Source organism: Virgibacillus sp. GM2-2 (assembly GCF_055329585.1).
The window spans coordinates 139,468-151,510 of record NZ_JBUZWC010000005.1 but is presented as its reverse complement, the minus strand read 5'-3'; the positions used below and the strand labels follow the sequence as shown (position 1 = coordinate 151,510).

The following is a 12,043-nucleotide window of genomic DNA, read 5'->3' as shown; positions in this document are numbered from 1 at the left end:
ATTAGCATTTGCATCAGATGAAGGTATTATTCATTGTACTTTTTGACATCCATATAACTTGGTATGTTACGTGCATTTGATGCAAACTTAACGGCTTTCATGACTGCTTTCTCGACAACTTGACTAGCTAACATACTGATTACATTTAAATCAGCAACTACTTTATTTGAAGATAGTGTAAAAATCGTGTCCCCATCAACCAACGTATGTGATGGTCTAATTGTTCGAGCAAATCCATCATGTGCAATTGCTGCAATTTTATTAGCTTGTGATTTCGTTACTCTAGCGTTTGTAATTACGCAACCGATTGTAGTATTACTAGTAAATCGATTGGTAGTAGTTTGTTCTAGTTGTTTGATTAATTGTTCTTCGCTATCTAGAAACCTATTTTTTTCACGATCATAGACCCCTGCTAGTATTTCACTAGTTGCAGGATTAATAATATCTCCAAATGCATTAACAGCAACAACTGCTCCTATTTGCAAATCACCTATTTCCATTGCATAACTACCTATACCTCCACGCATCACATAATCATACCCCAAACATTTACCAACAGTTGCACCAAGTCCTGCGCCAACACTACCTTGGTTAAATGGTTTATTTGAATATGCTGCCATACAGGCATCATATCCCATTTCGCTAGTAGGGCGTATAGTTGGATCCCCCGGGAATAAATCAAACAAAATAGCTCCAGATACAATAGGAACCTTTGTTACTTTTACATCAAAACCTATATTTTTTTCTTCAAGAAACTGCATCATTCCGCTACCCACATCAAGCCCAAAGGCACTTCCTCCTGCTAAAAAGATGCCATGTACTTCCTCAACTAGGTTTTCTGCTTTTAAAGCATCCGTTTCCCTTGTTCCAGGTGCTCCACCACGCACCTCTACACCACCAACAGATCCTTCCTCAGAGATTATTACCGTACAACCAGTTAATGCTATATCATTTTGTGCGTGTCCAAACCGATAGCCTGTTATATCCTGAATATTAATTTCCTTCATATGTGGGCCTCCCTTGTTTTAGATTAAAATAAATTGGTAATTGTAACTATATAATAAAAGTTTGGAGTGATAATTGTATGATAACTGAAATAAATGTAAGCGGGACCGTGCAAGGAGTTGGTTTCCGTTATGCAACAAAGAAAAAGGCAGATGAACTTGATCTGAAAGGATGGGTTGAAAATAATGATGATGGAACCGTATTAATTCAAGTTTCAGGAAATGATGAAAAAGTTAAGAAGCTTCTATCAGCAATTAAAAACAATTTAACTCCGTATTCTCACGTTGATCATATTGATATTACTACCCTTTCTAACGAGAAATCATTTTACGGTTTTACAATAAAATAGAATAAGAAAAGCGCAAGCGCCTTGAAAGAAACGATAAACATAGGATGAACGCTGCAATGTGGTAATTTTTAACATACGTAAGTGAACTGTTTATGTCTCGAATGTCTAGGCGCTATAGCTGGATAGATTTTATACATTTTTTTCTTTTTAAAAAAAGCCGCTATACGAAATAGCGGCTTTCATGATGTTTATCGATCTTCAAAAAATTTACGGTTCATTTCAATATATTCATTTTCTTCTTCAGGAATTTCATCTTCCATGTAGATTGCTTCTACAGGACATACTGCTTCACAAGCACCGCAATCAATACAAATGTCTGGATCAATAAAAAACATATCTTTTCCTTCTTCTATACAATCAACAGGACAAACTTCGACACATTCTCCTGCTTTTTCATCTTTACATGGTGACGTAATAACAAATGCCATCTATATTTCCTCCTCTAGGGTAATATTTTCTTTTTTATGAGAATAAACATATCAATGCAACTGATAAAAATACAATAACTGTAATGAATATGTACGTTTTGATAAGTACATTCCCTTCTATTGTCTAGTAATTATTTTACAGAACAACTTCTATTCTTTCAAGTTAATTTAGTAAACATTCCATATTGATTATCTTTATTATGAGAGGAGAAACGTAACAATGAAAATTAATATTCGCCAAAGTGATACGTTCTGGTATTATAGCCAATTATTTAATGTACCACTCGTTTTAATTGAGCAATCCAATCGTAGACTTACACCTCAAAATCTAACAGTTGGGCAACAGGTGCAAATTCCTGGATTTGTCATTAATCAACATAAAGTTGAAGCAAATGAAACCTTTTGGCAACTTTCCTCACGATTTAATGTTCCAATGGATGCATTACTGCTAGTGAATCAAAACGTCGATCCATCTAATCTTATTGTTGGCTCAACTGTTTCGATTCCTTCTAGAGTTCGTAATCTATTAATTCAAGATGTAAATAACTATACGTATGAAAAAATGGTTAAAGATATAAATAACTTAGTAAATGTTTATCCTTTTCTTGTAACGCAAACAATTGGGAACTCTGTTATGGGAAAGGATTTGACTGAAATAAGAGTTGGAGTTGGGCAAAAACGTGTACATGTTAACGGATCCTTTCACGCCAATGAATGGATTACAACTCCGATTATCATGAAATTCTTAAATGATTATTTATTAGCTATTACAAATAATACTCCTATTCGCGGAATGTACATGTTGCCGTTATTTATGGAAACGTTTTTTTCAATTGTACCGATGGTAAACCCAGATGGTGTAAATCTCGTATTAAATGGAGTTCCAGAAGATCCTTCTTTCGCTGAACAAGTGTTAGAGATTAATAATCAGGGAACAGATTTTACCAATTGGAAAGCAAACATTAATGGGGTTGATTTAAATAATCAATATCCTGCGCTTTGGGAAATAGAAGCCGAAAGAAAACCAAATAGTCCTGCACCAAGAGATTATCCAGGACCTCATCCATTGTCTGAACCTGAATCAATTGCAATGGCTGAGTTGACAAATGTACGCAATTTTGAAAGGGTAAATGCTTTTCATACACAGGGAGAAGAAATTTATTGGGGATTTGAAGGTTTCGAGCCCCCAATTTCAGAAGTAATCGCAAATGAATATGAACGTGTAAGTGGTTATGAGGCAATTCGATATGTAGACAGTTACGCGGGTTATAAAGACTGGTACATCCAGGAATATCAAAAGCCCGGCTTCACCATTGAGCTAGGTAGTGGCACAAACCCACTACCAATTGGTCAATTTGATGAAATATACGAAGAAAGCCTAGGAATATTTCTTGCTAATTTATACCTATAATTAAGTTGTTTCCCATAAACAAGTAATCGAATGTTCGTCATTACTTGATTCTATTAAATAAACGTCAGGGTTATTTAAGTTTTTCCATTCATCAAATCCAATTGTCTGATCAAATCGCTTAAGCATTAGAGAAATTAAGTTGCCATGGCTCACAACAATTACATTGTTTAGATTTTTATCTTCTAAAATAAAATCTACCACGGCATTAGATCTAGTTATTGCATCGTTAGAGGATTCTCCTCCAGGTAATTTGAAATCTAATTGGTTGAATGATTGCTCAAGTACCTCCATCCAATCATCGACAGGCTCACTGCTTAAAATCCGTTCCTGTAAGCGTTCATCCAATTGGATTTTTATGTTATTTGAATTCGCATAAGGTTTTATACTTTCAACGGCTCGTAAATAAGGACTCGAAAAGATACCGTCAATTACAATTTCCTGCTTATCAAAAAAACGTGATAACAGAACAGCTTGTCGCATCCCTATAGTTGTTAGAGGGGAGTCTTTATGCTGGCCCTCTGCTAGACAGTGACGTACTAGAAAAATCTTTTTCAATACGGTTCAGTCCTTTATCGATAGATTTCGGTTCTAACCACTTGATACAATTTATATTATTGAAAATAGTAAGTAAATTATATCATTAATAGAAATAATATAACATAGCTTTTTGAAAATAATTGTCGAGTAAGAAAAATAACAGGGGCCTCCCCTGTTATTTTGTTTCCGAAAAATAATTTTTTCGGAATCCCCCAATTCGGTTGCTATTATCAATGATAAAATAAAATTCATCCGTTTCATTTTTAACGTCATAAACTTTACCTGGTGTTAACTTCTTGTTTACTATAAATTTCTTTGCATCCGCATGTACACATTTAATTTGTTTCATTGTTGGTCTATCTTCCCAATTTTTGTGAATCATTTTGCGCCTCCTATTCCAGTTTACATATTATTGTTATAGTTAATTACATTATTTAAACAAATATAAATAGCCTTCATAGCCTTCTTCGATCATTTTATCTTTAGGAATAAAACGCATTGCCGCAGAATTCATGCAGTAGCGTAGTCCACCTTGTTCTTTTGGACCGTCTTCAAAAACATGGCCTAAATGGGAATCAGATGTTTTGCTTCGAATTTCTGTCCTTCTCATTCCGAAAGAAGTGTCGGATTTTTGTTTTAGATGGTAATGATCAACCGGTTTAGTGAAGCTTGGCCAACCACAGCCAGCGTCATATTGATCTTTTGATGTGAAGAGTACTTCGCCTGAAATTAGATCAACGTAAATCCCTTCTTCTTTATTATTCCAATATTCATTTTGAAACGGGCGTTCAGTTCCATTTTCTTGTGTTACATTATATTGAATCGGAGTTAATTGATCTTTTAGCTTTGATTTATCAAAATTCGATGACCATGTTTTTTCAATAAAATCTGCTCTTCCTGAACCCTTCTTATATAATTTATAATGAAATGCATGTTTTTTATAATAATTTTGATGATTGTCTTCAGCAGGATAAAATGTTTTTGCCGGTAGAATCTCGGTTACAATTGGCTTAGAAAACTTTTTACTTTCTTCTAATTCTTGCTTCGATTTCTCGGCGATTTTTCTCTGGTTTTCATTATGATAAAAAATTGCAGTTTGGTAGGACTCACCTCGGTCGTTAAATTGTCCACCACGATCCGTTGGGTCGATTTGTTGCCAAAACGTTTCAACAATACGTTCATACGGCATTACTTCTGGATCAAATGTGATTTGAACAGCTTCTAAATGACCAGTTGTATTTGAGCACACTTCTTCATAGGTTGGATTTTTCGTCCTACCACCTGTATATCCAGATACTACTTGTTTAATACCTGGTCTTTCGTCAAAAGGTTCTACCATACACCAAAAACATCCACCAGCGAAAGTGGCAAGTTCATTATTTGAAGTCATGATCAATTCCTCCAATCCGAAATTAGTACCTCTATTTTTTCTCTTTTAGCTGAAAAAATCAAGTGTTCAGCCTTATTCGTACGTTAGATAAACAATTTCGGAGAAGAAGTTTTACTATTAGTACGTTTATCAGATGATTTTTCAACCGATTCTTGTTCATCATCTACTCTATTCGACTTGTCACCATTATTCGTATCTTCCTCTATTTCATCCGGTTCATTTAATGCTTTCATCATTTTCAACATCATCGGTAAATTTTTTACCATCGGTCCGTACTCTTTAATCATTGGTGCTGCTGACTCTACCATATTCATTACCTGTTGAACATTCGAAAGCGTCTTTGTTAATTTACCGTTGTTTGGGTCTAAATAAGACGCAATAGATGAAGGAAGTGATGCTTTAGATTTCGGAACTGGATACATATTAGGACGATTAGGACGAATACTGAATGGATCCTGCATGCGTCTAGGTTGTTCAGGCGGACGATTATTAATTGGAAACATCTAGACATACCTCATTTCTATATGATTTGTCTAAATAGTTTACGTAATTTACACAGAATGGTGTAGGCTAAACAAGGAGTTTAAACGTCCGTAATCATAGAAAATTCATTAAATATTTCCCGGGAAAGCGCATATTACAACATTTATTTTAGATAAGCGTGCATTAATTGACGAATTTAATCATATTTTATTTTTCATTGTCGTACTTTTATACCTTTCCAAAATGAAATGCAAACTTAGATCCACTATGTGAAGGCGTAATTTGTAGTTTTGCGTGTATTTCATTTTTTAAATGTGGTACGTGCGAAATAATTCCTAATAAACGATTACTCTGTTGTAAATCCTTTAAACAATCTATTGCTTGCTGTAAGGAATCATCATCTAGTGTTCCAAAACCTTCATCTATAAACAAAGTATCTAATTGAATTCCACCAGCATGTGATTGAACGACATCTGCTAGACCTAATGCCAAGCTTAAAGAAGCTTTAAAACCTTCACCACCAGAAAGTGTTTTAACTGATCGTTGTTGACCAGTATGGTGATCTAACACTTCCAAATCTAACCCACTCTGAGCACCTCGTTTTGCTACCTCTCCACTTCTAATTAACTGATACCGATGATCAGTCATTCGATCCAATCGTAAGTTAGCCTGTAATAGTATCTCATCTAAAAATGAAGCTAAAACATAACGTTCGAAAGAAAGCTTTAACGAATTATTTCCGTTTGCTAATTCCGCTAATTCACCAACTGTATAATAATCAGTTTCATATTGTTGTTTTCTATCTAAGTTTTTAGCAATCGACTGTTTAATCTGTGAGTCGTTTTTCATTTTAATGCGCATAACTTGTAGTAATTCATTAATTTGATCGAACTTGTTTTGAGATAACTTTAATTCATTTTCTAACAACTCAATTTCAGGTTCTGGTTTACCATTTATTTCAGTAGTAAGTGTACTTAGTTGATATGATAACTCCTCCCCACGCTTTTCATATGTTTGAATAGCATTTTCCATACGCTGTTGTTCTTCTTCAGAAGAAACTGACTGATGATACGTTTCAATCGTATCGAATCCATTTGTTCTTACTTGATCCTCAAACTGCTTATTCTGTTTATTATAATTCTCTTTTGCTTTTTCGGTAGCTTTTTGTTTTTCGTCCAATATTGTCTGTTCTTTTTGTAATGATTCTCGTAATTCCTGGTAATCCTTTTTAATCTGTTCCCAGATTTGTATCCACTGCGTATATTCTTTTTCTTTTCCCATGATTTTTCGTTCAAACGTGTTCTCATCAGGTAGATGTTCAGGAATATTATTTTTTAATTCATCTGCTTTGTACTTATATTTCAACAATTTTTCCTTGATTTTATCGTAGTCCTCAGAAAATTGATCAAACGTTTGTTTAACTTTTTCTCGTTCCTCTTTTAACGCTTCATTTCGATTTTTTACATTAGTTAACTCTTCAATCCGTTTATAAAGTTTAGTTTGTTCTCCTTGATAATGTTGAGATTTTTGATTCCACTCTTCGACTAGAATTTTCAAATTGGTTGTTGAAAAATCCGGTATTTGTTCTTCGATTTCAGCTATTAATTTATCTACAAGTAATCGTTGACTTTGACCTTCTGACTTCGAAGAATAGTATATCGTTTGTTGTTTTTCGAGAGCTGCTTCTAAGTTCTGAAGTTTTTCTAAGCTATGATCAATTTCGTCAGAATTGATCGTTTTCTGATACGTCAATGGTTTTGACGGATGCTCCAATGACCCACAAACTGGACAAGGGGTATGTTCATCTAATTGAGCGGCTAGTAATACAGCATATTGTTCCTTTTGAGCAGCTTCTAGTTCCCTATGTTTCTCTTTTAATCTAGCAAATTCTTCCTGTTTCAATTGATAGTTTTTTTCGTTACTTTTATAGTTTTCTCGTAGTCTTTGTAATTCCTGAAATTCTTTCGTTAATGTATTTAACTTTTTTATAATGAATTTTGAATTCTCATTTTTGTCTTTTATCGTATAGTAATCTCTTGTAATATCGTGGAAATCTTTAAGATCATTATCCGCAGCTTCCACCTCGTAATCAATTTTTTGCATTTTCAATTGCTGCTCATGCTTTTGTTTATCTATTTTTTCAAGGTTATTTGAAATTGTAGTTATTTCCCTCGACAGTTTCGTATATAGTTTTAAATGCTCAAGTTGCTGTTTCTCGTTATTTATGCTTTCTTTGTATTCATTCCTTGCGTCCTCTTGCTGAAGTTGCTCATTATATGAGTTTTCAACCCTAATGTAATCCTGCTTTATTTTGTTAACTAGTTTCTGTTTTCCATTTAGTAATTCTGCTTCATCTTCCCATTCTTTTTTCCTAATTTTCATTTGTTCCTCAAAAGGTATTACTTTTGCGGCATTAATAGAAGCTTGCAAACGTTTCTTCGTATTTTTAATCGTGTCTTCTTTATGGATTAATTCCTTTTGTTCACGTTCCAGTTTTTCTTTTAAAATAAATTTTTCTTTTAAAGCTTTTCCATTTTGCAATTTTTGTTGCATGTTTTGTACTTCTTGATATTGTTTGTCTTTTTCTGTTTGCTGAACAGCTTCTTGTTTTTTTGTCTCTGCAATCTCTATATCTAGTTTTTCTAGAATAGTTGGAATGCTATCAATCTCTTCAATCTGAATATGCTTCCATTCTATTTTATTGCTATCATGTTGAATAGATTGCTCAATAAAAGCAATTTGTTCTTTTAAACTTCGAGCTTCGGTTTTTAATTGATCTGTCATTCGTTCATAAAAATACGTGTGAAAAATATTCTGTAAAACAGCTTCACGCTCTTTACTATTCTCTGATATTAATTTTCGAAACTCACCTTGTGGTATTAGTATCATTTTTCGAAATTGCTCATAATCAAATCCTAGCTTACCTTCAATTGTTTCGTTTACTTCTTTGATTCGCGAATACAATAATTGTTTTTCACCGTTATTGAGTTCATATAATGTCGCAGTTGGTGGATTATCCGTATACCCTTCACCACGTTCTTTTTTCTTATATTGTTTAGGACTGCGAATCACCATGTACTCTTTTTGGTTCAATGCAAAATGAAACTGAACGTATGTGTGATCCTCTATTTCGGCAAAATGACTTCGTAATGAGTCTTGATCACGATCAGACCCACTTGCCTTTCCATACAATGCGTAACAAATAGCATCAAAGATTGTTGTTTTACCAGCTCCGGTTGGACCAGTTATTAGAAATATTGATTCCTCACCTAATTCCGTAAAATCTACTTTCTGTTCTTCCCAGTAAGGTCCAAATGCCTTTAAGCTTAATGAAATAGCGCGCATTTTATTCACCTCTTTCGTCAATTACAAGTTGTTGTACAATTTTTTCAATGTGTTCCATACTTGGTTCAGGAATTGGTTCTCCTTTTATTTCTTCGTAAAATTGTGCGAATAGTTCGGTATGTGATTTGGTTTGTCGTTGTCTTATTTTTTGTAATTCATTCAAACTAGTTGCAGATGTTATCGATTTTCGTTCTAATCGTAAAATATTCGGATAAACTTTTCGTAGTTTATTCATCGGGTCAATTATTTGCCCTCTATCTAGTAATTGAATATGAAGATAATCCTCATTGTTTTCGATAGGGTTTGTTAGTAATTCGTCAAAATATCCTTCAATAACTTGCATATCATGTTTAGCGTTTAAAGGAACATACGATAAATTACATTCTCCACTATCCTGTAAATCTACCATTGTAATGGATTTATTATGATTCGACTCTGAAAAAGAATATTTAAGAATTGATCCACTGTAACGAATAACGTCACTTTTTATTCTTTGTGCTTGGTGTAAATGTCCTAAAGCTACGTAAGAAAAAGGTTGAAAGATACTAGCATCAACGTAAGGACTGCCCCCAATCATCGATAGTCTTTCCTCTGATTCGGACTCCATTCCCCCTGCTATAAAGGCATGTCCTATAAACACGTGTCGTTCACTCATATCATTCAATTCTTTTATTTTGTTAACGATAGCTGCCATTGCAGTATGATGAGAGTGGATAGAATCGTCTTCAAATAACGCACGAACCTCTGCCGGTTCCACATATGGAATTAAATGAAAATAAACTGGACCATGATTATCGTTAAGAACAATCGGCTCGAGATCTATATCAAGCTTTGATTTGAGATGAAGCTGTTGGGAACGAAACAATTGTGTACCAAAATCTAAACGATCGGGACTGTCATGATTGCCTGCAATTGCTAGGACAGGTATTTTTAAATCAACAATTAATGTTGTGAACACTCGATTAAGTAGTTCAACTGCTTCTTTCGGTGGAATTGCTCGGTCATAAAGATCACCAGCTATAATGATTACATCTGGTTCTTCGTTTTTCACTATTGTTATGAATTGCTGCAGAATATAATCCTGCTCTTCTGTCATATGTACACTATTTACTATCTTCCCTAAATGCCAATCAGCTGTATGTAATATTTTCATTGTAATCCCTCCAACTTCTCTATTTTATCATGATTTTAGCAATTTTTTTTACTTAGACTTTATCTTAAATTGAAATGAAATACGAAATAAGAAAAGCGCAAGCACCTTGTAAGACATGACAAGCATAAGCAGAATGCTGTAGTGTGGTGGTTTTTACCACACAGAAGTGGACTGCTTATGTCTCGAGTGTCTAGTTCGCTTGCGCTGGACAGATTTTTTACATTCTTATCTTTAAACAACAACCATACACACGTCTTGTACAGTACAGGTGAGCCTTAGTTCTTTTGTAATGTAACTTATACTCCCACAGTGTAAAAAATGCTCTGGTATGAGTTTACCAGAGCATTTCCTTATTTTTCTTTTATCGTATACACATCCCAAAGTTCATCAAACACTTGTAAAGCATTTGGGAAGGGACTGTTCCATTCTAAATAATTGCTTATTTCATCATAATCTGTTGAATGTTTTGGAAAACTGCCATCGTAGAAAATGAAATCGGCTAACCGACTTTGATCAGTTGGTTTCTTTTTTCCTCGATATGTCAAAATAAAATGATAAAACGAACGCACCTGATCCACCTCACTTTTCTATACTGACTCATTCTCCATAAATTCCTGATGCCTTCGAAGCTTTTTCTTATATACAATACCTGCAAAATAAATACTAATTTCATACAAAATGATTAGCGGAATAGCCACGACTATTTGAAGAACAAAATCAGGTGGTGTCACTATTGTTCCAATAATAACAAGTATGAAATAGGCATACTTTCGAGTCTTTTTCATAAAATCTGGTGTAATTATTCCTAAGCTTGTAAGGAACATGGCAATAATCGGTATTTCAAAAAGTACTGCAAAAGGTAATATTATCCGTATCATAAATCTAAAATATTTATCTACGGTAAATAATTCATTAAACATACCATCATTTAGTGATAATAAAAATGGTAGTATTAGTTTTATAAATAGAATATAACCAAACGTTAAACCAATTAAAAATAGAATGAAAACTGCTGGTATGTACGCCAAAGATGCTTTTCGTTCATTAGCAGTAAGTCCAGGTTTGATAAATAACCATAGTTGAAGACATAAAATGGGTAATGTGCCGATGATAGCAACTATGCCAGCTATAGTAAAGTAGATCCAAACGATTTCTCCCGGACCTGTGACGATTAGTGAAAAGTCTACATCATTCATAAAGAAATCATAAATATCTTTTACATAAATAAATCCTACTATAAAAAATGCTACAAAAAAGATGGCCGTAACAATTAGTCTATTTCTAAGTTCTGATAGGTGACCAGTAACATTCATTTCTTTTTCCTGTTGATTTTGTCGTTCATCAGACATTGTTTCACTCCCCTAGATAGAGCATAAAAGAAGATGTAGGTATCCCCTACACCTTCCGAATTTACTTTTTAGTTGAGGTTTTATCGTTACCTTCTTTATCATCGGAATCGTCATCACTCATGATATCTTTCGTAGCGTTTTTAAATTCTTTTAATGAACTACCAAAGGATTTCCCGATTTCAGGTAACTTAGACGGTCCAAAAACAATTAAGGCGATTACTAGGATAATGATTAAACCAGGTATACCAATATTACTTAACATGTGCTATCACTCCGAAAGATGATATTATTTACTTTCCTTACCCTTAACAATTGCTTTTGTTTCTTTGATTTCGTCTGCTGCATCACCAGTTAAATCACGTGCAGAACTTTTAAACTCACGTAGCGTTTGTCCTGCAGCTTTACCTATTTCAGGTAATTTTTTTGGTCCGAAAACGACTAACGCAATGATCAATATTAAAATAAGTCCTGGTACACCGATACTTGATAACATTTATAACACCTTCTTTATATTGTTAGTTTCATTATACTGCTTGTACCATAATCAATCGAACTTGTCAGATAAAATTCATACAAAGTTCAAAATGATAGTG

14 protein-coding genes are annotated in these 12,043 nt (G+C 33.9%); 2 read left to right on the top strand and 12 right to left on the bottom strand.

Translation table 11 applies throughout. The features are described 5' to 3' along the window. Positions 1-26: 26 nt before the first annotated feature. Positions 27-1,007, bottom strand: coding sequence for a P1 family peptidase (locus tag ACY9Z2_RS08445; protein ID WP_463609185.1), 981 nt, complete (start codon positions 1,005-1,007; stop codon positions 27-29). Positions 1,008-1,084: 77 nt separating this feature from the next. Here ACY9Z2_RS08445 and ACY9Z2_RS08440 point away from each other — a divergent pair, with 77 nt between their 5' ends. Further along, positions 1,085-1,354, top strand: coding sequence for an acylphosphatase (locus ACY9Z2_RS08440; protein WP_463609184.1), 270 nt, complete (start codon positions 1,085-1,087; stop codon positions 1,352-1,354). Between the two features lie 188 nt (positions 1,355-1,542). Here ACY9Z2_RS08440 and ACY9Z2_RS08435 read toward each other — a convergent pair whose 3' ends face one another. After that, positions 1,543-1,782, bottom strand: coding sequence for a DUF362 domain-containing protein (locus tag ACY9Z2_RS08435; RefSeq protein WP_463609183.1), 240 nt, complete (start codon positions 1,780-1,782; stop codon positions 1,543-1,545). Positions 1,783-2,002: 220 nt separating this feature from the next. On the opposite strand from ACY9Z2_RS08435, the gene ACY9Z2_RS08430 reads away from it, so the two are divergent. Beyond that, complete coding sequence (locus ACY9Z2_RS08430; protein WP_463609182.1) at positions 2,003-3,193, top strand: M14 family metallopeptidase; 1,191 nt, start codon at positions 2,003-2,005, stop codon at positions 3,191-3,193. Here ACY9Z2_RS08430 and ACY9Z2_RS08425 read toward each other — a convergent pair whose 3' ends face one another. From ACY9Z2_RS08425 to ACY9Z2_RS08380, 10 genes are all read right to left on the bottom strand, one after another. Next, on the bottom strand, positions 3,194-3,748 hold the full coding sequence (locus ACY9Z2_RS08425) for a histidine phosphatase family protein (protein ID WP_463609181.1): 555 nt from the start codon (positions 3,746-3,748) through the stop codon (positions 3,194-3,196). A 157-nt stretch (positions 3,749-3,905) separates the two neighbouring features. Then, positions 3,906-4,112, bottom strand: a complete 207-nt coding sequence (locus ACY9Z2_RS08420; RefSeq protein WP_463609180.1) for a DUF6501 family protein — start codon at positions 4,110-4,112, stop codon at positions 3,906-3,908. Positions 4,113-4,160: 48 nt separating this feature from the next. After that, on the bottom strand, positions 4,161-5,120 hold the full coding sequence (gene msrA / locus ACY9Z2_RS08415; protein ID WP_463609179.1) for a peptide-methionine (S)-S-oxide reductase MsrA: 960 nt from the start codon (positions 5,118-5,120) through the stop codon (positions 4,161-4,163). Positions 5,121-5,203: 83 nt separating this feature from the next. Continuing rightward, a complete protein-coding gene (vrrA, locus tag ACY9Z2_RS08410) occupies positions 5,204-5,623 on the bottom strand; it encodes a VrrA/YqfQ family protein (protein WP_463609178.1) in 420 nt (139 codons plus the stop codon). Between the two features lie 208 nt (positions 5,624-5,831). Beyond that, entirely contained in the window at positions 5,832-8,948 is a 3,117-nt protein-coding gene (locus ACY9Z2_RS08405) for an SbcC/MukB-like Walker B domain-containing protein (protein ID WP_463609177.1), read from the bottom strand. A 1-nt stretch (position 8,949) separates the two neighbouring features. Continuing rightward, entirely contained in the window at positions 8,950-10,101 is a 1,152-nt protein-coding gene (locus ACY9Z2_RS08400) for an exonuclease SbcCD subunit D (protein ID WP_463609176.1), read from the bottom strand. Between the two features lie 350 nt (positions 10,102-10,451). Continuing rightward, positions 10,452-10,670, bottom strand: coding sequence for a YozE family protein (locus ACY9Z2_RS08395; RefSeq protein ID WP_463609175.1), 219 nt, complete (start codon positions 10,668-10,670; stop codon positions 10,452-10,454). Between the two features lie 18 nt (positions 10,671-10,688). Continuing rightward, positions 10,689-11,450, bottom strand: coding sequence for a twin-arginine translocase subunit TatC (tatC, locus tag ACY9Z2_RS08390; protein ID WP_463609174.1), 762 nt, complete (start codon positions 11,448-11,450; stop codon positions 10,689-10,691). Between the two features lie 61 nt (positions 11,451-11,511). Beyond that, complete coding sequence (gene tatA / locus ACY9Z2_RS08385; protein ID WP_463609173.1) at positions 11,512-11,712, bottom strand: twin-arginine translocase TatA/TatE family subunit; 201 nt, start codon at positions 11,710-11,712, stop codon at positions 11,512-11,514. 24 nt (positions 11,713-11,736) lie between these two features. Beyond that, the gene (locus ACY9Z2_RS08380; RefSeq protein WP_463609172.1) at positions 11,737-11,943 is read right to left on the bottom strand and encodes a twin-arginine translocase TatA/TatE family subunit; all 207 of its coding nucleotides are present in this window, start codon (positions 11,941-11,943) and stop codon (positions 11,737-11,739) included. Between the last annotated feature and the right edge of the window lie 100 nt (positions 11,944-12,043).